The sequence below is a fragment of the Pantoea wallisii genome (genome assembly GCF_002095485.1).
GTDB classification, from domain to species: domain Bacteria; phylum Pseudomonadota; class Gammaproteobacteria; order Enterobacterales; family Enterobacteriaceae; genus Pantoea; species Pantoea wallisii.
Genome location: NZ_MLFS01000010.1, coordinates 37,275 through 60,318, shown reverse-complemented (window position 1 = coordinate 60,318; position 23,044 = coordinate 37,275). Strand labels below are relative to the sequence as shown.

At 56.3% G+C, this 23,044-nt stretch carries 17 protein-coding genes and 3 pseudogenes; 4 read left to right on the top strand and 16 right to left on the bottom strand.

Annotated features, from left to right (window positions below; translation table 11 throughout):
• Positions 1-362 precede the first annotated feature (362 nt).
• Positions 363-1,440 (bottom strand): annotated as a pseudogene (locus HA48_RS05685) (type I restriction endonuclease).
• Positions 1,441-2,143: 703 nt separating this feature from the next.
• Here HA48_RS05685 and HA48_RS05680 point away from each other — a divergent pair.
• Complete coding sequence (locus HA48_RS05680) at positions 2,144-2,842, top strand: hypothetical protein (RefSeq protein WP_128600161.1); 699 nt, start codon at positions 2,144-2,146, stop codon at positions 2,840-2,842.
• On the top strand, positions 2,839-3,267 hold the full coding sequence (locus tag HA48_RS05675) for a hypothetical protein (protein WP_128600160.1): 429 nt from the start codon (positions 2,839-2,841) through the stop codon (positions 3,265-3,267). Before HA48_RS05680 ends, HA48_RS05675 begins: the two co-directional genes overlap by 4 nt.
• Before the next feature lie 40 nt (positions 3,268-3,307).
• On the opposite strand, the gene HA48_RS05670 is transcribed toward HA48_RS05675, so the two are convergent.
• From HA48_RS05670 to HA48_RS05650, 5 genes and pseudogenes are all read right to left on the bottom strand, one after another.
• Positions 3,308-3,949 (bottom strand): hydrolase, encoded by a 642-nt coding sequence (locus HA48_RS05670; protein ID WP_128600159.1) that lies wholly within the window; start codon positions 3,947-3,949, stop codon positions 3,308-3,310.
• Positions 3,950-4,175: 226 nt separating this feature from the next.
• Positions 4,176-5,072 (bottom strand): alpha/beta hydrolase, encoded by an 897-nt coding sequence (locus HA48_RS05665; RefSeq protein WP_128600158.1) that lies wholly within the window; start codon positions 5,070-5,072, stop codon positions 4,176-4,178.
• 212 nt (positions 5,073-5,284) lie between these two features.
• On the bottom strand, positions 5,285-5,632 hold the full coding sequence (locus tag HA48_RS05660) for a hypothetical protein (protein ID WP_128600157.1): 348 nt from the start codon (positions 5,630-5,632) through the stop codon (positions 5,285-5,287).
• 26 nt (positions 5,633-5,658) lie between these two features.
• Positions 5,659-7,008, bottom strand: a complete 1,350-nt coding sequence (locus tag HA48_RS05655) for a cation:proton antiporter (protein ID WP_128600156.1) — start codon at positions 7,006-7,008, stop codon at positions 5,659-5,661.
• A gap of 53 nt (positions 7,009-7,061) precedes the next feature.
• Positions 7,062-8,271, bottom strand: a pseudogene (locus tag HA48_RS05650) (MFS transporter).
• 93 nt (positions 8,272-8,364) lie between these two features.
• Between HA48_RS05650 and HA48_RS05645 the strand changes: the two are divergent.
• Positions 8,365-9,294 (top strand): LysR family transcriptional regulator, encoded by a 930-nt coding sequence (locus HA48_RS05645; protein ID WP_128600155.1) that lies wholly within the window; start codon positions 8,365-8,367, stop codon positions 9,292-9,294.
• 109 nt (positions 9,295-9,403) lie between these two features.
• Here HA48_RS05645 and HA48_RS05640 read toward each other — a convergent pair whose 3' ends face one another.
• The 9 genes and pseudogenes from HA48_RS05640 to HA48_RS22255 all read right to left on the bottom strand — a co-directional run.
• Positions 9,404-9,901 carry a TIGR00645 family protein gene (locus tag HA48_RS05640; RefSeq protein WP_128600154.1) on the bottom strand — a complete coding sequence of 166 codons (498 nt, stop codon included), beginning with the start codon at positions 9,899-9,901 and terminating at the stop codon, positions 9,404-9,406.
• A gap of 54 nt (positions 9,902-9,955) precedes the next feature.
• Entirely contained in the window at positions 9,956-12,631 is a 2,676-nt protein-coding gene (gene kdpD, locus HA48_RS05635; RefSeq protein WP_128600185.1) for a two-component system sensor histidine kinase KdpD, read from the bottom strand.
• A gap of 95 nt (positions 12,632-12,726) precedes the next feature.
• Positions 12,727-13,299 (bottom strand): potassium-transporting ATPase subunit KdpC, encoded by a 573-nt coding sequence (gene kdpC, locus HA48_RS05630; protein ID WP_128600153.1) that lies wholly within the window; start codon positions 13,297-13,299, stop codon positions 12,727-12,729.
• A gap of 11 nt (positions 13,300-13,310) precedes the next feature.
• Positions 13,311-15,359, bottom strand: coding sequence for a potassium-transporting ATPase subunit KdpB (gene kdpB / locus HA48_RS05625; protein WP_128600152.1), 2,049 nt, complete (start codon positions 15,357-15,359; stop codon positions 13,311-13,313).
• A 7-nt stretch (positions 15,360-15,366) separates the two neighbouring features.
• Positions 15,367-17,046 (bottom strand): potassium-transporting ATPase subunit KdpA, encoded by a 1,680-nt coding sequence (gene kdpA / locus HA48_RS05620; protein ID WP_128600151.1) that lies wholly within the window; start codon positions 17,044-17,046, stop codon positions 15,367-15,369.
• On the bottom strand, positions 17,046-17,135 hold the full coding sequence (gene kdpF / locus HA48_RS05615; protein WP_021507879.1) for a K(+)-transporting ATPase subunit F: 90 nt from the start codon (positions 17,133-17,135) through the stop codon (positions 17,046-17,048). Before kdpF ends, kdpA begins: the two co-directional genes overlap by 1 nt.
• Before the next feature lie 108 nt (positions 17,136-17,243).
• A complete protein-coding gene (locus HA48_RS05610) occupies positions 17,244-18,407 on the bottom strand; it encodes an HD-GYP domain-containing protein (protein ID WP_128600150.1) in 1,164 nt (387 codons plus the stop codon).
• Positions 18,408-18,616: 209 nt separating this feature from the next.
• Positions 18,617-19,528, bottom strand: coding sequence for a 2-hydroxyacid dehydrogenase (locus tag HA48_RS22405; protein WP_279626736.1), 912 nt, complete (start codon positions 19,526-19,528; stop codon positions 18,617-18,619).
• A 54-nt stretch (positions 19,529-19,582) separates the two neighbouring features.
• Positions 19,583-20,956: pseudogene (locus tag HA48_RS22255) on the bottom strand (MFS transporter); the annotation flags it as partial.
• 435 nt (positions 20,957-21,391) lie between these two features.
• On the opposite strand from HA48_RS22255, the gene HA48_RS05600 reads away from it, so the two are divergent.
• A complete protein-coding gene (locus tag HA48_RS05600) occupies positions 21,392-22,306 on the top strand; it encodes a sugar ABC transporter substrate-binding protein (protein ID WP_128600148.1) in 915 nt (304 codons plus the stop codon).
• A gap of 181 nt (positions 22,307-22,487) precedes the next feature.
• Here the strand turns inward: HA48_RS05600 and HA48_RS05595 are convergent, their stop codons facing one another.
• Positions 22,488-22,982: a GNAT family N-acetyltransferase gene (locus HA48_RS05595; RefSeq protein WP_128600147.1), complete on the bottom strand. Its 495-nt coding sequence runs from the start codon at positions 22,980-22,982 to the stop codon at positions 22,488-22,490.
• Between the last annotated feature and the right edge of the window lie 62 nt (positions 22,983-23,044).

The window sequence follows — 23,044 nt, the reverse complement described above, 5'->3', positions numbered from 1 at the left end:
TTCATCGCCTCAACGCAATTTCCGGCGTCACCGCAAATAGTAAAATCAATGCAGTCAGTTTATATGTATGTCTCCGGCTACCTGAAGACGTGCCGCAGGATAACCTTTGGCAGGCTGCTCATCTTCCATACCGAGGCGCCGCGCGCGCTTACCGGGCGGCAAACGCTATCGGTTGAAGTATGCAAAAGCAGAGGTAAGTAAAGAGAGTAATGTCCCCGGTACGCTAATGCTGGACAACCACATACTCATTATAAAGGGATGAATAGAGGGGATGCGCACTGGCGTGATACCTTTTTTACTCAATAAATAGTATCACGCCGAATGTTAATTTAACGACGCACTGATTTCTACAGGATACTCTGTTAACCTTCCTTGTAACCTTCTATCGTGGCAACAATCGCTTCAGCATGGATATATATCTCCTCCAGTCCATTGATAGCATGCTTAATCTCTTTCTTTTCTGCATCAAACAGGCTTAAATATTTTTGAGATGTATTGAATCTAAAACGACAAATTGGCTTCCTGTTATTATCATCAAAAAGTATTGCACAGTATGATTTAGAATCCCGCATAAAAACTTTGGATGGTGATACAACTCTACTGGCTATTGCTTTTACAATCAGGAAGCCATTGATTTCATCCTCTGTCGTTTCTATACCTTCATCGTCCAGAACTTCATTAATTACCTCTTTATTAGTGACAGTTTCGTCAGCTATTGAGTTGGTGTTAAACATGGCGCTTTTCAATCTGATATTGAGTTGATCATTAAGATACTGAGCTGCACCCTTTTTTATCAGTACTGAAAAGAGATCTCTAACCTTCTGCGTGACAACACCATCATAGACTCTTGATGCGACATACTTAGTAAAGTCTTCATCCCCTTCATTAAGAATAAGACTGATAACCTTTTTTATCTGGCTGACATACTTGAGTTCACCAGCTGCGTTAACAATAGACTCGACATCAAATGTTTTTTTATTAAGCTTTACAATCTCGGGTATAACATAATCATCAATATCCAGCATATCAAGTTCAAGGAAAGGCTTTTCATCCATCTTATTGGGTGTGTCCAGATCAGTGAAGAATTTGTAATGCTGACCATTAGTCAATATGGCGACTCTTGCACTGGTTACATGGAAGTACCTGAAAAGCTGCATTGCATGATTAATTGAAAGTGACTCACCAATTTTTTTACATTCGATCAGTATTTGAATGTTGCCGTCTTTTTTGATGGCATAATCAATTTTCTCACCTTTTTTTTGTGCCTATATCACAGATGTATTCAGGCGTTACTTCCTCAGGATCAAAAACATCATACCCCAACACGTTGCTAATAAATGGCATAACAAAAGCGGCTTTGGTTGCTTCTTCGGTTTGAATCATATGCGCCTGGTTTTTAATTTTTCCAGAAAGCGCAGCTAATTTTTCACTGATTTCCATTTTACTTCTCCTTAATTTTTATCCATCTATGCGGTGGTAGTATTTACTATCAATATTGGGAGAAAACACCAAAGCACTTCTTGATCGGGATTAACTATCATTTAGTGCGAGAACAGAGCTATCCCCTTTAAATTAATCAAGTAGCCATAAACTGAAACCATGAAGCAAAAGAGACATTAAACTGTGACCTACGAAGATTTCAGGATTGGATTACATTTAACAAAAAAAATCAAAGTACAAAACATCGGCTAAAGCGATTAATTGATACAAATCACAAATTAAGGCAAATGGATGCATTAAGAGCATTATCGATGACATAACCTGGCGTTACTTTATTGGTAACATTAAGAAAAAACAGACTCCCTCAATCTTAAAATCCTACAACAGGATATAAAAACTAAATTTATCAAATAGTTGTTGTTATTATATAATTTCAGAACAGCTTTAAAGTCATATCCGGAACATTCTTACCCCATGGCTGACACGATATCTGTGTTTTGGATATAAACAGCATTTGGATTAAAGACATATGTGTTAGTAAAAGCAGTAAGTTTTAAGGTATTCAGGTAAAAAAGACAGCAACATTTGAGATCTGATACGCATTAGTGATTTGACTTAAGCGTACCGCTATTGATGTTTATCTATAGGCACACTATCTTAGTGCCTTTAAGCAAGCAGACATATGAAATAGCGAGCATCAGGGATGAGTAAACGTAACGAAATCATAGATGGCAGCTATGCTGCGAATTCAAGGAATGGATTGATTTATACTGAAGTTTTGGGATGGATTGATTTAGGGCATGCTCAGGGTACCGATATCAGAATGTTGTTGAACCGAATCAATCATGGCGAAGCATCAACTCAGGATCGTTATGATGTTGTCTATGCTCAAACCATGTCAGACCCATGGCGCATCCTGCGTGTGGGCAAAAGTATTAAATGGCGCATTCGCAGAGGACGGCCTTACCGTGAAAGGCAGAGTATTGCTCTGGCAATGATGATGACCATTGCGCGTCGCTTTGAAGCTTTTCAGGGAGCATTCCCTAATAATCTGCTGACTGATAGCGGTTTTAGTGGCGAGGATTTAGTGTCCGATCTACTGGGTTTTTATCGGATTGTGACAACAACTAATCCTTTTCCAATGTTACAACCCGTCAGTAAAGAGCAGGCCCTGCGGCGTTGGGATCATTATGGACCGATAGGTTCTTTTAAAAACGAAACCTTCCTTCCTCTGCTCTTTCCTGACCCGCAACGCTTTCGACATGCATCGCCCTACCGGGGTCAGTTACCGGAATTTATGCAAACAATCCGCCCCTACTCTGATTTCAAATCGGGTAACGTTGCGATTGCAACACGGGATGGTTCTTTTATTCAAAGCGGAAAGAGTGATCTGATATTATGACGCGGATGGGTAAAATCTTCGTTGTGATAATGCTACTGATTGTTATCGCAGCTATCTTCCTTTGGCCAACCCTTAGAATGGCACTGGCGGGCAGCGCACATTATAGTGAGCAAAATATAAGTGAATATAATTTTTACACACCACAACTGCTGAAAGACATGCCAAGAATTTCTCCTCATTATGATTTCGACTTTAATAATGTCAGTGGTCCTGAAGCAAAAATTGCATCAATAACATTTTATGGTGTTAATGACATTAATCCGGTCAATACCTGGCTTACTTCAATAGGTTATACGCGTCAGAGCAGCTGCGATGTGGTAGCCGACTGCTGGCGTAGCGCTTCCCATAAAGACGTCATTACCGTGATTAAATCAGATACGCTCAATGAGATAAAAGTACAGGTCTATAGCAGCCCATGGCAGTAATACAAGAGGGCCCCGCAAGGCCCTCGTGTTCGATGATTGTTCAGCCCTGGCGCTGCGGGGCTTTGTGCACCATGGTGTAAGCGTAATCTACGCCCATTCCGTAGGCACCGCTGTGCTCACGCACCAGATCCATCACCGCGTCATAGGTCTCTTTGCGTGACCAGTCACGCTGATACTCCAGCAGCACCTGCTGCCAGGTCACCGGTACGGCACCGGCCTGCACCATACGCTGAACAGAGCGCTCATGAGCATCCACACTGGTACCACCTGAAGTATCGGTCACTACGTACACCTCAAACCCCTCTTTCAGCGCCATCAGGGCCGGGAAGGTCAGGCACACTTCCGTCCACAGTGCAGAGATAATCAGTTTCTTACGGCCGGTTTTCTTCACCGCTTCAACAAATTTCTCATCTTCCCATGAGTTCATTGAGGTGCGCTCAATTGGCTGCGATTCAGGATGTACCGCCAGCAGTTCCGGCCAGATGTAGCCGCTAAAACTTTCGGTTTCAACAGAGGTGTAAATCACCGGCACGTCGAAAATTTTGCCCGCTTTCGCCAAAGCGACAGTATTATTTTTGAGCTGCTGGCGATCGATATTGGCCACACCAAATGCCATCTGTGGCTGGTGGTCGATGAAGATCAGGGTGGAGTTCTGTGGGTCGAGCAGGTCAAGTTTAGACATGGTGTGTTCCTCTAAAGTGATGTTCAAATTTGGGTGTCGTGCTGCTGAAATGAACTTTAGAGAAAGCTGCGCTGAAGAGATAACGCAAAGAATTTTACGACTTGTTCAAAGCCTTTTTAGAAGATTGATAATTAAAGATATTTATCTAAAAACCCGCGCTTTTATGCCCTGTAAAAGCGGAAATGAAGATGAGTAAAGCCGCCCTGAAGAGCATCAGTGCGGCCATTTAACCCAGCTTATCCAGCCAGCGTACGTAGGCCTGATCCCACAGCGCAGCAGGCGTGCCCGCTTTACCCAGGCCAAAACCGTGGCCGCCGCTGCTCAATTCAATCAGTTCGACCGGCACGCGCATCCGGCGGCAGGCATCGCGCATCAGCTCGGTATTGTGCGGGTTGGAGGTGCGGTCGTCCTCCGCCTGAGCAAGAAAAGTCGCGGGAAAATCACGGGTGACGTAATTTTGCACCGACCAGTTCGCTTCCTGAGTGGGCGTAGCGTTGTTGCCCACCATCATCTGGTGCGTGCGGGTGTGCTGATAGGGCGCCTCAAGGGTAATCACCGGATAGATCAGCCCTACACTGTCTGCGCTGGGGATGATGTCATCCAGTGAATCCTGCGCCGGATAGGAGGTAAAACCAGGGCGCGCCGCCGCCATGCCCAGCAGATGCCCGCCGGCGGAGAAGCCCAGCAGATGCACCTTCTGCTCCATCGATCGCACCATGCGAATGGCGCGCTGCGCATCCTGTAACGGCGCCAGATTGCCCGCCTGCCACTTTTCGCCGGGTAAACGGTAGCTCAGCACATATGCGGTATAGCCATTGGCGTTCAGCCAGCGTGCCACCGGCCAGGCTTCACGCCCCATGCCGATAAAACGGTAGCCGCCGCCTGCCGCGACAATCACCGCTTCGCCGTTGGGGTTTTCCGGACGAAAGCGCTGAATCGCCGGCGAGACAATATTGGTCCATGAACCGTTGGCACTCACTTTCAGCAAGCCCGAGGGGCCACCGCCGCCCGGCGGGTCGTCCGGCCACAGCGGAATGATGTCATCGCGCGCAAATAGTTTGCCCGTTGTCATTGAAAGGAGAGTGGCAGTGCCAGCCATTATAAAACCACGACGTGTAATCATCTTGCCCGGTAGCCGATATGAAAAATGGCAGCCTTGAGGGCTGCGTCTCGTTATGTGATGCATGTCTGATTTCGATTTGGCGATAATGTACGCATTTCGTACAAAAAAGCCATAAAAAAACGCGCCTGAAAAGGCGCGTATTCTATCTGTAATCCGGCGGATTACGATAAATGTCCTGTTCCGGTCATGTTAACAAACCCGTTAACAATGACTTAATCCTGCTGCTGGAACTGTGTCATGACCGTCTGCTCGCACTGCTGCTGATCGTGACGCAGTTTTGCCCGCTCCTCTTCACCCAGCTCCAGCCAGCCATTCACCACTTCCTGCGCGGTCTCTTCGTTAAACGAAGGCTTATTCATGGCGGAAGGTGACTGGCCCCCGGCCAGCTGGGTTTTCATTTTTTCGGTATAGCTCTGCATATCACCGGTTTTTTGTTCGCTGCTGACGATATGACAAAGCTGGCTGGCGTAGACATTTTCCTGTGCATCGGCGTCCGTATCATCAGCCAGGGCGCTGGCCGACAGGGAAAGCCCAAACAGGGCGATAAGCAATGCTTTCATAATAGGCTCCAGTAATTTCCAGAAAATCACGTTTCGTCGTGTTCTGCGCGCGCCGCCTGACGGGCCGCACGCCAGTTTAATAACGGCGTCACCGTTATGCCATGCAGTATGATGCTGCACACCACTAACGTTAGCGCCATATCCACCATCTGTTCCGCCTGCGGGCCATGCAGACCGTGCACCCAGGCATAGGCGATGTAGTTAATACTGCCAATACCGCGAATCCCCAGCCAGCCAATCAGCAGGCGGCGCATTGGCGGCATTTCACAGCGCCAGGTGGTCAGCCAGACCGCTAACGGCCGTACCACCACAAACAGCAGTAGCCCGAGTCCGATTCCGGTGAGGTTCCAGTGATGTGCCAGCGTAATGCCCAGTACCACCATCATGCCCGCTGCCAGCAGACGCTCCATCGTATCACCAAACGACAGCGCATCACTGACCACCAGGCCAACCGACTTCACCATACTGCCACCGCGTTGTGTCAGGCGCTGGTTGGGATTGACCAGCGCTTCCGCCGGCAAATAGCGCTTCTCTTCCGGCAGCTCCTCCAGCGGAAAACGTTTTGTTACGCGCAGTTCAGCACGACGCAGGCCGACACCGGCCGCAAAGGTAGCCAGAAAACCGGAGGCATCCACCGCCTGCGCTGCCGCATAGCTCAGCGCAATCAGCGCCAGCGCCAGAAAATCGTTCGGCGCCACATCCTCATGGGCGCTGCGCAGGTGCGTTGCCAGCACGCCGATCACGCGCCCGAACAGGTATCCGATGGCCAGACCGCCGCCAATCGCCCAGATCACATCTTTTACCGCCCAGGTGGAAAAATCGCCCAGCTGAAAGGCTTCGGGCTGGATCAGCAGCAGCGCCAGCATCAGCAGCGGCAGCGCCGATCCATCATTCATTCCGGCTTCGCTGGAGAGCGCCACGCGCAGTGCGTCATCGTCCCGCGCATCGTTCACCGAGATCAGGCTGGCGAGCACCGGATCGGTGGGTGCGACGATGGCCCCGAACGCCAGCGACAGCGGCCAGGAGAAGCCGGTAATCCAGTGAATCAGGCATGCCATGCCCGCCACCGTCAGCAGCATGGCCGGGAAGGCCAGCCTGACGCCCACACGCCACGCATGGGCGCTCATCGGCAGACGCAGCTTGAGCCCGGTGATAAACAGTGAGGCTGCCATGGTGATTTCAGTGATGTGCGCAGCGAGCTCAGCGTGACCGATGATATCGATTTGCAGCAGATTGAACATCCACGGGCCGCACAGGACGCCCGCGAACAGGTAGAGACCAAACGAGGTCACTGGCCCCCGGTGAATCCAGCCGGAAGCCAGTGACATTAACAGTAACAGACCGCCAGTGGCGGCGGTCCAGGCCAGGAAGTTCATAACGCTCCGTTTTTAAATAACATTCTCCCTTAAGCCTGGCACAGGATTTGCGATCAGTTTTTCAGATGGCGACTTGCCAGGCGAATCAGCAAGGCAAGCACAGCGGCGAAGGTGGCAAGCGTAACGACGCCCGTCCAGCCGAAATGCGCCAGCGCCAGGCTGCCCAGCGCCGCACCGGCCGCCATACCGATAAAGACCACGGTGAACATCAGCGCATTTAAACGGCTGCGCGCTTCCGGCGCCAGGCTGTACACCAGGGTCTGGTGCGCCACCAGCGTAGCCTGTACGCCCAGGTCAAAGCCGATGGTGCTGATGACAATCAGACCAAGCTGGGCCGGCACCGGCAGAAGCGGCAGCAGGAACATCAGCGCGAACGAGGCGATCACCAGCGTGGCGCCGTACTGCGTTACGCGGGCCGGGCCAATGCGGTCGGCAAAGCTGCCGGCCAGCGGCTGCCGCCAGCGCGCCCGCCGCACCCGCCAGGCCAAAGGCTCCGGCTACGGCACTGTCCAGATGGAAGCGCTCGCTCAGCATCAGCGCCAGCGTCGACCAGAAGGCGCTGAAACTCACCGAGAGTAAACCTTGTGCCAGCGCGGCGCGGCGTAGTGTCTGGTGATGCTGCCACAAATGAGCCAGCGACAGCAGCAGGCGCGGATAACTGACCGAGGTACCCGGCGTGAAGCGTGGTAAAGCGCGCCACAGCGCCAGACTACTGAACAGCACGGCCGCCGCCGCGATCATATACATGGTGCGCCAGCCAAAATACTCGGCGACGACGCCGCTCACCACGCGTGACAGCAGAATGCCAACCAGCAGCCCGGTCATCACCGTGCCAACGGTTTTACCCCGGCTGCGTTCAGGGGCCAGTGCAGCGGAGGCCGGCACAATATCCTGCGCCACGGTGGCGGTTAAGCCAGTAGCGAAACTGGCGATCAGTAACGCGTTGAGTCCGCCAGAGAAGCCGCACAGCAGCAGCGCGGCCATCAGCAGTAAGCCCTTAACCAGAATAATGGTACGCCGATCGTGGCGGTCTCCGAGCGGGGCCAGCAGCAGAATGCCGAGTGCGTAGCCCGCCTGGGTCAGCATCGGCACCATACCGACGCTGCCAATCCCGACGTTGAACTGTTTGCTGATGATATCCAGCATCGGCTGGCTGTAATAGATTGACGCCACGCTCAGTCCGGCGCCTGCGGCCAGGGTAAAGACCAGCGGAGTGGGCAGCTTTTCAGCTGGCAGTGCAGCTGAGTGTGAAATAGCAGACATAATCGGTTTCTCCCGTGAAAGTGCGCTTATTAAAGCGCGTCACCGCCATACGCGGTAGACTGCTGAAACACAGAACTGTTATACGGATTACGTATGGGCAATCTTACCAGCGTGGATCGCATCGAACTGATGCAGACGTTTATCCGCATTGTTGAAAGCGGTTCGCTCTCTGCCGCCGCCGTGCAGCTGGGCACCACACAGCCAACCGTCAGTCGCCGCCTGCAGGCGCTGGAGCAGCGGCTGGGCCTGAAACTGATTCTGCGTACCACGCACGCCCTGAAACTGACGGACGATGGCGAGCGCTGTTATGCGCAGGCGCGTCAGCTGGTGGCAACGTGGCATGCCCTGGAGGATGCGCTGACCGGTTCAGGGGATGATCCGGTTGGCACACTGCGGGTGCGTGCGCCGCATGCGTTTGGCCAGGATCAGCTGATCGCGCCGCTGGTGGATTACCTGCAGCGCTATCCACGGCTTAACGTTGAGTGGATGCTAAATGACCGCACGCCAGACTTCATTAGCGAGAATATAGATTGCGCAATTCAGGTGGGCGCGCCGGGCGATCCCTCTGTGGTGGCCGTGCTGCTGGCCGAGGTACCGCGCTTTGTGGTTGCTGCGCCTGCCCTGCTGGCGGCGCATCCGCCGGTCGAAGAGGTTTCTGAGCTTGTCACGCTGCCGTGGCTGGCGCTGACCAGCTTTTACCATAATGAAATTGCGCTGCAGCGTATCAGCGACGGCCAGCCGGTAAATCTGGCGATCGCTCCGCGTCTTGCCAGCGACAGTCTTTACGCGGTACGCAAAGCAGCCTTAGCCGGCATGGGCGCCGCGGTGGTGTCGTCGTGGGTGGTACAGGAGGATTTGGCAAACGGTGATCTGATTCAGCTGGTGCCGGAGTGGCAGGCACCGCCGCTGCCGGTCTGGCTGACCTATCCGTGGGCCAGCTATTACCCTGCCCGGTTACGCCAGTTTTTTGCCATGATCAGGGAAGTGATGCCGCAGTTAACGGGGACGCAGCCGGTGCGGTGATCAACCAGGGTCGCCATGAATGGCGACCCTGGAAAGTGGTGCGGTCATTGGCAGGTCGCCATGAATGGCGACCCTACAGGCGGTGCGGGTTTTTCCAGGGGGCGCAGGCTTACTTCTTATCCACCTTCGACATATTATCCAGCCAGCCCATGACAAATGCCGAGAGCACAAACGTCAGGTGAATAATGACGTACCACATCAGCTTTTCATTCGCGACATTGCGCGCATCCATAAAAATACGCAGCAGATGGATAGAGGAAATCGCTACAATCGATGCCGCCACTTTGTTCTTCAGCGAGCCGGAATCCATTTTGCCCAGCCAGCTCAGCTTCTCTTTGCCCTCATCAATATCCAGTTTAGAGACAAAGTTTTCATAGCCGGAGAGCATGACCATCACCAGCAAGCCGCCAACCAGGGTCATATCCACCAGCGAAAGCAGCAGCAGAATCAGATCGTTTTCCGCGATGCTGAGGATATTGGGCAACAGGTGAAAAATTTCCTGAAAAAATTTAACGGTCAGCGCCAGCAGCCCCAGCGAAAGTCCAATGTAAACCGGTGCCAGCAACCAGCGTGATGCATACATCAGGTTTTCGGTAAAACGTTCCATAAGTTCCCACTTATCAACAGACAAGCCTGCGAGTATAACCGAACTTATGTGAAGTTATTTCAGCCCCTCTTCAGAAATTTCAGGGGCGTCCGGCAACGGCAGCGATAAACGGAACAGCGCGCCCCCTTCCACCCGATTTTCTGCCCAGATGCGCCCGCCATGCGACTCAACAATGGTTTTGCTGATAGCCAGACCAAGGCCAACGCCCGGCACCGCCGACTCTTTATCGCCGCGCGCAAACTTGTCAAAAATGCGCGTCAGATTCTCCGGCGCGATACCCGGCCCGTTATCCCACACGGCAATCTCCAGCCGCGACGGCTCGCGCCACGCGCGAATACCGTGCTGCGCCGCATTACCGGCATATTTCAGGCTATTTTCGACAAGATTGGTAAACACCCGCTCCAGCATAGCGCTATCGCCTTTGATCAGCACCAGGTCCTCAGGCATATCCAGCACAAAATCGTGCCCTTTCAGCGACGGCCCCATGCTGCTGAGCGCACCGCCAATGACCTCATCCAGCGCCACCCACTCCTCACGCAGATTCAGGCCGCCAGACTGAATGCGCGCCATATCGAGCATGTTACTGACCAGCCGGATGGTGCTGAGCGTCTGTTCGCGAATCTGACCAGCCTGACCGGCATATTTCGACTGCTCGCTGGCGAGATCGAGCATCAGCATCTCCGCCTGACCAAACAGCACGGTCAGCGGCGTGCGCAGATCGTGGGAGAGTGCGGAAAGCAGCGCGTTGCGCAGCTTCTCCCGCTCCGCCGCCAGACGCGAAGCGGCCTCGCTGTGTGACAGCGCCATGCGCTCCAGCGCGTTGGCAATCAGCACCGTAAAGGTCTCCACCAGCCGCTGCTGCTCCGGAATCATCAGCTGACGCAGGTTTTCCGGCTCTACCACCAGTAAACCCACACAGTGATGGCCGCTCTTCAGTGGCAGTATCTGGTATGGCACCGCCGGCAGGGTATCGGTGCCGGCACCTGCCGGCTGGCCTTTGCTGTAGCTCCATTTGGCAATGCCCGGATCGGGCGGCGCGGTGAGGCGAGTCTCTCCGGCCGATCGCAACTCGCCCTGCTCGTCCGGCAGCAGCAGCTGGCTGCGCGCCTGGAGCGTAACGTCGATCACCCGCTGGCTGGTGGCGGCAATATCCTGCGGCGTCAGTGCGCTGCCGAGCGATTTTGCCATCTCATACAGATACCGGGCGCGCTGCTCACGGTGGCGTGCCACGTTGGCCTGATAGCGCACGCCCGCCGTCAGGTTGCCGACAATCACGCCCACCGCCAGCATCACTGCAAAGGTCACCAGATATTGCAGATCCGAGACCGCGACGGTGCCGGTTGGCGCAACGAAAAATAGGTCAAACGCGAGGATATTAATCACCGTGGCAAACACCGACGGCCAGCGACCGAAACGCAGCGCCACCAGCACCACCGCCAGCAGATAGATCATCACGCCGTTAGCCGGATCAAAGGCCACCAGCAGCCAGCGGCCTACAACGGTCACCAGAATGCACAGCACCAGAGCCATCAGACAGCCGCGCAGAAACAGCCGCCACTTTTCGTTGCTGGCGCGCTGCCCGCTCAGCGGGTGCGGAGCATCACGGACGGGTTCATCCAGGGCAACCACCAGCAGATCGAGATCCGGCCCGAGATCGCCCAGCCGCCGGGCAAAACTGTCACGCCGCCAGCGCCGCTGCGGCTGGCGACCGGTGACGATTTTTCCCAGGTTGTGCTCGCGCGCGTAACGCAGTACCGCGCGGGCTTCATCCGGATCGGAGAGCGTGGCGGTTTCCGCCCCCAGCTCCTGCGCCAGCTGTAGCGTACGCAGAATGGCGCGGCGCCGCGCCTCCGGCAGACGGTGCAGGCGCGGCGTTTCAACATATACTGCGTGCCACACGCTGCCCAGTCGCGCCGCCAGACGTGCCGCGGTGCGTACCAGCTTTTCACTGCCGGTGTCGTCACCGATGCAGAGCAAAATGGCATCACGCGTGTGCCACACTTTGTCGCGCCCCTGCCGATCGCGCCAGGCGCGCATCTGGTCATCCACGCGATCGGCGGTGCGCCGCAGCGCCAGCTCGCGCAGCGCAAACAGGTTGCCCTTGCGAAAGAAGTTCTCAATGGCCCGCTCGGCGCGATCGCCCACGTAGACTTTGCCCTCTTTCAGGCGCTGGCGCAGATCGTCCGGCGACAGATCCACCAGCACGACTTCATCGGCGCTGTCGAAGAAGGGATCGGGCACGGTTTCACGCACCTGAATCCCGGTGACGCCACCGACCACGTCATTAAGGCTCTCCAGATGCTGTACGTTGACGGTGGTGATCACATCAATGCCGGCGTCGAGTAACTCTTCGATATCCTGCCAGCGTTTGGGATGACGCGAGCCCGGCACGTTGGTGTGTGCCAGTTCGTCCATCAGAATTACCGCCGGATGGCGCGCCAGCGCTGCATCGAGGTCAAACTCCGCATGCCGGGAACGCCCGGTGGCGCGGCGCGGCAACACCGTCAACCCTGACAGTAGCGCTGCGGTCTCTTCACGATCGTGGGTCTCCACCACGCCGGCCAGTACGTCGAGCCCCTGCGCGCGCAGGCGTTGCGCCTCCTGCAGCATGGCAAAGGTTTTTCCTACGCCGGCACAGGCACCGAAATAGATTTTGAGTTTGCCACGATGGCTGTCGCTGTGATTCAGCAGCAGCGCATCAGGATCGGGCCGGGGGAGTTCGTCATTCATGTCGTTCAAATAGTAAGTTCCGTACGGTCATGGAAACGGTCGCCATAAATGGCGACCTCCGGCCCGGGTGCGCATGCATGCGCACCGGGTTCACCTTATCCCTGCAAATCATCCAGCGCCAGATTCAGCCGCAGCACGTTCACCGTCTCTTCCCCGATAAACGGCAGCAGCGGGCGCTCGGTATGACGCGCAATCAGCGCCTCCACATCCTTCAGCGCCATGTTACGCGCGGCCGCCACGCGCGGTGCCTGCCACCGTGCCGCTTCCGGCGAGATATCCGGATCTAATCCGCTGGCCGATGCGGTGACCAGCTCTACCGGTATCGCCGTCGGGGCTTGTGGATTGGCGGCACGCAGCGCAGCCACCCGTTCCGCTACCGCTTTGTCCAGCGCCGGATTGCTGGCCGCCAGGTTGCTGCCGCTGGAGGCCAGCGCATTGTACGGCGTATCGCCGGCGGCCGACGGACGGCCCTGGAAGTGGCCCGGCTGGCTAAATGCCTGACCAATCTGCGCCGAACCGCGCACCGCACCGTCGCGCTCAATCAGCGAACCGCTGGCCTGCGAGGGAAACCACCACTGCGCCAGGCCGGTGGTCAGCAGCGGATAGACTGCGCCGGTTAACAGCGTCAGCAGGATTAACAATACAATAGCCGGACGTAACTGACTCATTTCTCTTCTCCTTACACCAGGCCCGACAGCGTGAGCAGCAGGTCGATCGCTTTAATCCCGATAAACGGCACCACTAAACCGCCCACGCCATACAGCCACAGATTGCGGCGCAGCAGCGCGGCGGCACTCATCGGACGGTAACTCACGCCCTTCAGCGCCAGCGGGATCAGGAACACAATCACCAGCGCGTTAAAAATCACGGCCGACAGAATTGCCGAGCCGGGAGAGTGCAGCCCCATTACGTTAAGCATGTTGAGCTGCGGATAGGTCACCGCAAACGCCGCCGGAATAATGGCAAAATACTTCGCCACATCGTTGGCGATACTGAACGTGGTTAGCGAGCCGCGCGTCATCAGCATCTGTTTACCGATGTGCACCACCTCCAGCAACTTGGTCGGGTTGGAGTCGAGATCGACCATGTTGCCGGCCTCTTTCGCCGCCTGAGTGCCGGAGTTCATGGCGACCGCGACGTCAGCCTGCGCCAGCGCCGGCGCATCGTTAGTGCCATCGCCGGTCATGGCGACTAAACGCCCTTCGGCCTGGTACTGACGAATCAGCGCCAGTTTGGCTTCCGGCGTCGCTTCTGACAGAAAATCATCCACGCCCGCTTCTGCCGCAATCGCCGCGGCGGTTAACGGGTTATCACCGGTGATCATCACCGTTTTAATGCCCATCTTACGCAGCTCCGCAAAGCGCTCCTTGATGCCGCCTTTAACGATATCTTTCAGCGCTACCACGCCCAGCACCTGCGCGCCCTCCGCCACCACCAGCGGCGTGCCGCCAGCGCGCGCGACCTCTTCAACGCTGGCGTTCACTTCTGCCGGGAAGCGGCCATTACTGGCCTCAATATAGCGCCGCACCGCATCGACCGCGCCTTTACGAATCAGGCGATCCTGTACGTTGACGCCGCTCATACGCGTTTGCGCCGAGAAGGGGATAAAGCTGGCACCCATGCTGCTCAGATCGCGCTCGCGCAGGTTAAATTTCTGCTTCGCCAGCACCACGATGCTGCGCCCTTCCGGCGTCTCATCCGCCAGCGACGCCAGCTGTGCGGCATCGGCCAGCTGCTGTTCGGTGACGCCCGGCGCAGGCAGGAACTGCGTGGCCTGACGATTGCCGAGCGTGATGGTGCCGGTTTTATCCAGCATCAGCACATCCACATCACCCGCCGCTTCCACCGCGCGTCCGCTGGTGGCGATGACGTTAGCGCCGAGCATACGGCTCATGCCGGCCACGCCAATTGCCGACAGCAGGCCGCCGATGGTGGTAGGAATCAGGCACACCAGCAGCGCCACCAGCACCGTAATGCTGACCGGCGTGCCGCCGTAAGCCGAGAACGGCCACAGCGTGGCAGTTGCCAGCAGGAAGACGATGGTGAGCGACACCAGCAGGATAGTCAGCGCGATCTCGTTCGGCGTTTTGCGGCGTTTGGCCCCTTCCACCATGGCGATCATCCGGTCGAGGAACGTCTCGCCGGGATTGACACTGCACTGGATCACCAGCCAGTCAGAGAGAATGCGCGTGCCGCCGGTAACGGACGCGAAATCCCCGCCGGATTCGCGGATCACCGGGGCCGATTCGCCGGTAATGGCGCTCTCATCCACCGATGCTCCGCCCTCCAGCACCTCGCCGTCGCACGGGATGATGTCACCCGCCTCCACCAACACCACATCGCCTTTGCGCAGCGTATCGGCAGAGACACTCTGCCAGCTCGCACCATAATGCGCCCCGCTGAGTTTTTTCGCGTCGCTGGTTTTTTTCACCCCTTTCAGGCTGTTGGCCTGCGCCTTGCTGCGTCCTTCGGCCAGCGCTTCGGCGAAATTGGCAAACAGCACGGTGAACCAGAGCCAGATGGCAACCGCCGCGGTAAAACCGGCGCTGCCGCTGAGATGGCCGCTCGCCATGCCCACGGCCAGCAGCGACGTCAGCACGCTGCCCATCCACACCAGGAACATCACCGGGTTACGAAACTGCACGCGCGGATCGAGTTTTTTTACCGCATCCAGCATGGCTGTACGCGTCAGCGTTGCATCAAACAACGCCAGCTGTTGACGACTCATCTTTCCGTTATCCCTGAATTAATTGCAGATGTTCCGCTACCGGGCCCAGTGCCAGCGCGGGGATAAACGTCAGTGCCCCCACCAGCAGTACGGTGCCAATCAGCAGCGCGATAAACAGTGGACCGTACGTAGGCAGCGTACCGTTGCCCACCGGCTGGATTCTCTTCACCGCCAGCGAGCCGGCAATCGCCATTACCGGAATGATGATGCCGAAGCGGCCCACCAGCATGCAGAAGCCCAGCAGCAGGTTCCAGAACGGTGTGTTAGCGCTCAGCCCGGCAAAGGCGCTGCCGTTGTTATTCGCAGCGGATGAGACGGCGTACAGCACTTCGCTAAAGCCGTGAATGCCGGGGTTGGCCATGCCGGCACGACCGGCATCGGTCATCATGGCCAGCGCGCTACCGAGCAGCACCAGCGTTGGCGTCACCAGAATCGCCAGCGCGGTCATCTTCATCTCCCACACATCAATCTTTTTACCCATGTACTCTGGCGTGCGGCCAATCATCAGACCGGCGATAAACACCCCGAGCAGCACAAACAGCAGCATGCCGTACAGGCCCGCGCCCACGCCGCCGAACACCACTTCACCGAGCTGCATCAGCCACATCGGTACCATGCCACCCAGCGCGGTAAAGGAGTCATGCATAGCGTTGACCGCACCGCAGGACGCTGCCGTGGTGATCACCGCGAACAGGCTGGAGTTGAGGATGCCAAAGCGCGTCTCTTTGCCCTCCATGTTGATGGCGCTGTCTGCCCCCAATGCCAGGAAGTGCGGATTACCGCGCACTTCGGCCCACATCACCGCAACCACCGCCAGCACAAACATGATGCTCATCGCCCAGAGCAGCATGTGGCCCTGCCGGCGAGCGCCAGGGTGCTGACCGAAGGCGAAGCAGAGCGCCGCCGGTATCAGGAAGATGCTCAGCATTTGCACAAAATTGGTTAGCGCGGTCGGGTTTTCAAACGGATGTGCCGAGTTGACGTTAAAGAACCCGCCGCCGTTAGTGCCGAGCATCTTAATCGCTTCCTGCGAGGCCACCGGACCGAGCGGCAGCGTCTGCTGTGCGCCTTCCAGCGTGGTGAGCGCATGATACGGCGCAAAGGTTTGAATACTGCCCTGGCTGACGTAAAACAGCGCAATCACCAGGCTGATGGGCAGCAGCACATAGAGGGTGATGCGCGTCAGGTCGCGCCAGGCGTTCCCGAGGGTTGCCAGCGAGCGGTTAGCGAAGCCGCGCATCAGGGCGAAGGCCACTGCAATACCGGTTGCCGCTGACAGGAAGTTTTGCACGGTTAAACCGGCCATCTGACTGAAGTAGCTTACAGTGCTTTCGCCACCGTACGCCTGCCAGTTGGTGTTGGTGACAAAGCTGATCGCGGTGTTCAGCGCCAGGTCCCAGCTCAGGCCAGGCAAATGTTGTGGGTTAAGCGGCAGCGCCCCCTGCAGCAGCAGGGTGGTTAACAGTGCCAGGAAGCCCAGCGCGTTAAACAGCAGAAGCGCCAGCAGGTAGTGCGGCCAGCGCATTGCCTGCGCCTCCACGCCCGCCAGGCGCCACAGCCCCCCTTCTGTGCGGGGCAGCAGCGGCTTATCGGCCACCAACAGCGCCAGAAAGCGTCCCAGCGGCTGCGCCAGTATCATCAGCACCAGCAAAAACAGCGCGATCAGTAAAAAAGCATTCGCCGCCATCAGAACGCCTCCGCATTTAGCAGGGCATAAATCAGGTAGCCCAGTAGTAAAAAGACCAGCACGATGCCGGCTATCACGCCCACGCTCACAGCAACCTCCAGAGGATTTAATCGTGCTGCAAGCATGCGCGGAGCGGCGTAAAGAAGAGGTAAAAAGGCGGGATGCGGGCGTAAAGAAAGTATAAAAACGGGGTGAATTTATGCGGTTTCCAGCGCCCAGATGCGGTTCATATCAATGTTTTGCCACAGCGTGGTGTCTTCCGCGCCGGTAATCGTGTCGGTGCAGAAGCTGTCACCAAGGTCCAGCGCTTGCGGCTTCACCTCGCGTTGTGAGTGCAGCGACCAGAAGACATGCACTTTGGGTTTAAGCAGCGACTTTTCACCGCCCTGTACCACCAGCGCCACGCGTCCGGACGCCAGTCGCACCAGCGATCCCACCGGATAGATGCCAATGGTACGCACAAAAGCGTGCAGCAAGTTGTTATCAAAGTGGCCGCGCCAGCTCAGCATATTGTGCATCGCCTCGGCGGGGGTCCAGCCTTTGCGATAGGGGCGATCTGAGGTTACCGCATCGTAGACATCACACACGGCCGCCATACGGGAAAACAGGGTGATCTCTTCGCCTTTCAGGCCGTGCGGATAGCCACTGCCATCGAACTTTTCATGATGATGCAGCGCGATATCCAGCAGGTCTTCACCGGCCTCCGCTTCCATCAATATCTGGGCACCGACAATCGGGTGCTGGCGCATAATGCTGAACTCCTCTTCGCTCAGCTTGCCTGGCTTGTTGAGGATCTCCAGCGGTACCGCCGCTTTGCCTACGTCATGCAGCAATCCACCCATGCCAACACGCCGCAGCTGGTGTTCATCCAGCCCCATTTTTTTGCCGAGCGAGATCATCAGTCCGCACACCGCCATGGAGTGCAGATACGTGTAATCGTCATGGTTTTTTAGCCGGGCAACGCTGAGCAGCGCCGTGGGTTCACGGGTGATGGAACCGGCGATTTCATCCACGATATCGAGGGTAAAACCCAGATCGAGCCCCTGCCCCATGCGCGCTTCATTGAACATCGCCAGCACCTTCGGCTTGCCCTGATTGAAGATGCTCTGCGCCTGATCCAGCTCGCGGAAGAACGGCGTAGCCGGGATCGCTTTCTTTGGCTCAGGCACGGCGGGCGCCTGTACCGATTTATCAAGATCGATCCAAAGCTGCTGGATCCCCTCGTTACGGATCATGGCGATCTGGCGTTTATCAGTGATCAGCATCTGGTTGCGAATGCGCTTGTCTTTCAGCCACCAAACTTCGAGCTTGTGGATAAACATTCCCTGGCGCAATTCGTCAACGGTAATCAGCTTTATCACGATATCGCTCCTTAATATCAGTGGATGGTAAGGAGAGATATCGGCAGCTGAGCAAAAAATCTTCAGGGGATTTGTGCGCTAAAACGGGCAAACATGCGTGGCTTGTGCGGCCACCTTATTTAGCGCGCCCGTTGTGGCGAGGCGTCAGCGCCGCGACGGTTGAGAGGGTATAAAGGATGGCGCGCCTGCAGGGAGCGCCAGTTAATGCATCAGCGCGACACCACTCTGGTCAGTACCGCTTCACCTTGTGAAAAGGCCAGCAGGTTTTCAAACACCAGATCGGCCATGGCAGCCATGGTTTCAATGGTACTGCTGGCAAGATGCGGGGTGATCACCACATCATCACGCTGGCGCAGCGCCGCCGGTACTGCTGGCTCCTGTTCGAAGACATCTAAGCCTGCGCCGGCGATTTCGCTGGCTTCCAGCGCGGCGATCAGCGCCTGTTCATCCACGACGCTTCCGCGTGCTATGTTGATGAGAAAGCCCTGTGGCCCGAGGGCGCGCAACACCTCAGCGTTGATCAAATGGTGGGTGGCCGCACCGCCCGGTATTGTCAGCACCAGAAAATCGGCCTGTTTCGCCAGCGACAGCAGCGAATCATGCCGCTGGTAAGGCACATCCGGGCGCGAACGCGGGTTATAGAAATGGATATCCATATCAAACGCCTGCGCGCGCTTCGCCAGCGCTTTACCGATGCCGCCTAAGCCAACAATGCCACAGACTTTGCCTCCCACTTTGGTAGTGAGCGGATAGCGCCCCTGACTCTGCCACGACCCGGCGCGCACGTAGCGATCCGCCGCGCTGATACGGCGTGCCACATCCAGCATCAGCGCCATGCCGGTATCAGCCACGCAGCTGTTGAGTACGCCAGGCGTGTTTGTCACCACGATGCCGCGCGTTTCAGCGGCGGCGATATCAATCGCGTCGTAGCCGACACCGTTACTGCAAATCACCTTCAGATTGGGCAGTTGCGCTATCAGCGCCGCGCTGGCTCCCATCAACGCATTACCGCTGGTGACCAGCGCATCGATCTGGCTGCCGTGCTCCGCCAGCCAGGCTTCACTATCATCCTGCTGCCACAACCGGAATGTCGTGAAGTGCGCGTCAAGGTTATCCTGCAGCCGCTGCGGTAACAGCGGACCTTTCAGCAGTACGTTAAACGGCTTTGATGCATGATTCTCCCCCTGTGATTTATAGGTGCCTGCAGAAGTCTGCTGCTCATCGCCCACACGCTCAATCGGCCCCATCACCAGCAGGAACAGCAGCGCAGCAACAATGCAATGCGCGCCGACAAACACCAGTCCGATGCTGTAGCTGCCGGTCAGGCCAACAATCACGCCAAACAGCAGCGGCGTGATAAAGCCGGCCATATTGCCGATGCCGTTGAAGATAGCGCCTGCCAGACCCACCGCCTCTTTGGGCGCGGTATCGCTGACGATGGTCCAGGTGCCTGCGCCTGCCGCCACGCCTTTACCAAAGAACGCGAAAGACATGATGGCGATAATGCCGGTGTTAGTGGGGATGATGGCGGCCAGTACCAGTGAGGCCGCCATCAGCATGCCGACGATGTAGGGTGCCTTGCGCGCCCAGGAGAGGCTCCAGCCGCGCGCCAGCAGTTTATCGGAGATGTAACCGCCGCTGATGCCGCCGAGAAAGCCGAACAGCGCGGGGGCGATAGTGGCGAAGCCCGCCTCCATAATGTTCATGCCGCGCGCCTGCACCAGGTAGATCGGGAACCAGGTGATGAAGAAGTAACTCAGCGCGATGATGCAGTACTGACCGAGATAAGCGCACCACAGCATGCGATTGCTGAGCAGCGTTTTGAACATCGCTTTGCTCAGCGGTGGTCGGGCTTTCAGGGTTTGCGCCGCATCAATATCCACCAGCGCGCCACCCTGCTCGATATAGTGCAGCTCGTTTTCCGACACGTGCGGATGCTGTTTCGGGCTGCGCATGTACCAGGCCCAGACAAACACCGCCACGACACCGATGCCGCCAAGCACAAAGAACGGCCACTCCCAGCCATAACGCGAGACCAGCCAGCCAGAGAGGGGTGAGAAGATGGCAACGGCAAAGTACTGCGCGGAGGCAAACAGCGATGAGGCGCGACCGCGTTCAGCGCCCGGGAACCACATGATGACGGTGCGCGCATTTGCCGGGAAGCTCGGCGCCTCAATCAAACCAAGGGCGAAGCGCAGCACGAACATCAGCGTCAGCGCCATGGTCATGCCGGTAGAAAATTCGCCCACAAATCCCATCAAAATGGTTGAGACCGACCACAAGGCCAGCGTGACGCCATACACCTTTTTCGTGCCGAACCGATCCAGGAACAGGCCGCCGGGGATCTGGCCGATCACATAGGCCCAGCTAAAGGCAGACAGGATCAGACCCAGCTGGATCGCTGACAATCCGAACTCATCTTTGATCGCCGATCCCGAGATCGACAGGATCGAGCGATCGGCATAAGCCACAACGGAGAGAAACAGGATCAGGCAGAGAATCCAGATGCGCACATGGCTGTTCTGGCTGCGGTTTTGACTTTGCAACATAGGCTGAATTCCTCGAAAGGGGAGCATCCTGCCCCAACGCGATGATGTTCAGGAATACCGCTCGGATTTCACTGTTTAGCAACTATAGAGAGCCAGGCGGGCGTGGGTCATTGTGCGAATGAAGGAATCCGCGCGGTAAAATTGCGGCGGTTTTGGCATCTGCCACAAACTGAGGTGCGGTGCCGCACAGAACCTTAAATATCCCGTGGTTTTTTCACCGGAGTGTGCGCCAGCGCTGAGAAATTAGTTCGCGCTATAACTATGAGCAGGCAAAGAAACTGTGCGCAAACGGCAAAGTGTGCGCTTAGCAGCAAATTCCTCACGTCCTGATTGTCAGGCTGAAAAGCGCCTCGTAATCTGCAAATGATTTCATTTATCCATTTTTCAAAACGATGAAATTTATATTCTAAATATAATCTTACCCTGGAGTCCGCGATGAGAACCCTCAAGGCAGTGGTATTGCTTGGCCTGTTATCCGTTTCAGCCTCCGCGCTGGCAGAGAAAATAGGTGTATCGATGGCTTACTTCGACCAAAACTTTTTGACCATTATTCGCCAGGCGATTGATAAAGAAGCCAAAGCGCGCGGGCTGGAGGTACAGTTTGAAGATGCGCGTGGTGATGTCGGCCGCCAGACGGATCAGGTTCAGAGCTTTATCGGTGCAGGCGTGGACGCGATCATCGTTGATCCGGTGGACTCCGCCAGCACGCCGCAGCTGACCAAACTGGCGCAGCAGGCGAAGATCCCGCTGGTGTACGTTAACCGCACGCCGGGTGATAAAACGCTACCGGCGGGCGTGGTGTTTGTCGGCTCCGATGAGCGGGAATCCGGCACGCTGCAGATGGAAGCGCTGGCAAAAATGGCTAACTACAAAGGCAATGTTGCCATCATGATCGGTAACCTGACCGATGCTGGCGCGCTACAGCGTACGAAAGATGTTGAGCAGGTGGTGGCGAAGTATCCGGGCATGAAAGTGGTACAGAAACAGCCGGCGAACTATGCGCGCAATGAAGGAATGGATCTGATGCTGAACTGGATAGGTAACGGCGAAGCGATTGATATTGTGGCCGCCAATAATGATGAGATGGCGATCGGTGCCGCGATGGCGTTAGCGAAGAGCAATAAAAAGGTGCTGGTTGGCGGCATTGACGCCACGCCGGATGGCCTGAAAGCGCTGGCGCAGAACAAGATCCAGGTGACGGTGTTTCAGGATGCCATCGGCCAGGGCAAAGCCTCAGTGGATGTGGCACAGAAGCTGATTAAGGGGGAGAAAGTTGATTCACACGTCTGGATTCCGTTTGAGCTGGTAACCAAAGAGAATATGCAGAAGTATGTGGAGAAGGGGCAGTAATTCGGGTAGTGCAGCTGACGATCTCTTAACACCTAAAGCCAGGCTATGTATTTCTGCGCTGGCGGCCCTGACGGGTCGCCACTACGACATATTCTCTTCCGGTTTTGGTAGTGGCGACCCGCAGGGCCGCCAGGTTCGCGAGTGCCGTGATGCAAAGCAGCGCGATATATCGCCCTTCTTCTTAATCCCGCAATTTCGCCATCACGATGATGTCGTGATACTCGCCTTCACGCAGGCAGGCTTTGCGCTTGACGCCCTCCTGCTCGAATCCCAGACGCTGATACAGCCGCAGCGCACGTTGATTATCGTGAAACACCTCCAGCTCAACGCGCACGATGCCCAGCCAGTTGAAGGCGTAATCGATGCCGGTGCGAATCAGCTGCTCGCCAATGCCGCGTCCACTAAAAGCCGGATCTACGCTAATGCCAAAGCTCAGGCTGTGGCGCGTGCGCGGGCGTTGTTCGGTAAACAGCGTGAGCTCGCCCACCATCTGCCCGTCGATCTCGGCAATAAAGGCGATGTAACCCTCTGCGTCCATGCGCTCAAACTTTTTCTGCCAGGTTGCCACGCTGGGGAACGGCAGCTGGGTGGTCCAGCGATACACTTCCGGGTGGCTGTAAAGGCGTTGATAAGCCGCAGCATCGGCCGGTTCACGACCGCGAATCTTCAGTTCCATGTCGGTATTCCCTGTTCAGTTGCACTAAGCTGTTAACTCTCACCGATCGGAAAGAGTGCCCC

Bases quoted from the DNA above. Each gene is read 5' to 3' on its own strand.
- HA48_RS05665 (WP_128600158.1), bottom strand. From the start codon at position 5,072: ATGATTACACGTCGTGGTTTTATAATGGCTGGCACTGCCACTCTCCTT.
- HA48_RS05660 (WP_128600157.1), bottom strand. From the start codon at position 5,632: ATGAAAGCATTGCTTATCGCCCTGTTTGGGCTTTCCCTGTCGGCCAGC.
- HA48_RS05680 (WP_128600161.1), top strand. From the start codon at position 2,144: ATGAGTAAACGTAACGAAATCATAGATGGCAGCTATGCTGCGAATTCA.
- kdpD (WP_128600185.1), bottom strand. From the start codon at position 12,631: ATGAATGACGAACTCCCCCGGCCCGATCCTGATGCGCTGCTGCTGAAT.
- kdpC (WP_128600153.1), bottom strand. From the start codon at position 13,299: ATGAGTCAGTTACGTCCGGCTATTGTATTGTTAATCCTGCTGACGCTG.
- HA48_RS05600 (WP_128600148.1), top strand. From the start codon at position 21,392: ATGAGAACCCTCAAGGCAGTGGTATTGCTTGGCCTGTTATCCGTTTCA.
- HA48_RS05675 (WP_128600160.1), top strand. From the start codon at position 2,839: ATGACGCGGATGGGTAAAATCTTCGTTGTGATAATGCTACTGATTGTT.
- kdpA (WP_128600151.1), bottom strand. From the start codon at position 17,046: ATGGCGGCGAATGCTTTTTTACTGATCGCGCTGTTTTTGCTGGTGCTG.
- HA48_RS05640 (WP_128600154.1), bottom strand. From the start codon at position 9,901: ATGGAACGTTTTACCGAAAACCTGATGTATGCATCACGCTGGTTGCTG.
- HA48_RS05645 (WP_128600155.1), top strand. From the start codon at position 8,365: ATGGGCAATCTTACCAGCGTGGATCGCATCGAACTGATGCAGACGTTT.
- HA48_RS05655 (WP_128600156.1), bottom strand. From the start codon at position 7,008: ATGAACTTCCTGGCCTGGACCGCCGCCACTGGCGGTCTGTTACTGTTA.
- HA48_RS05670 (WP_128600159.1), bottom strand. From the start codon at position 3,949: ATGTCTAAACTTGACCTGCTCGACCCACAGAACTCCACCCTGATCTTC.
- kdpB (WP_128600152.1), bottom strand. From the start codon at position 15,359: ATGAGTCGTCAACAGCTGGCGTTGTTTGATGCAACGCTGACGCGTACA.
- HA48_RS05595 (WP_128600147.1), bottom strand. From the start codon at position 22,982: ATGGAACTGAAGATTCGCGGTCGTGAACCGGCCGATGCTGCGGCTTAT.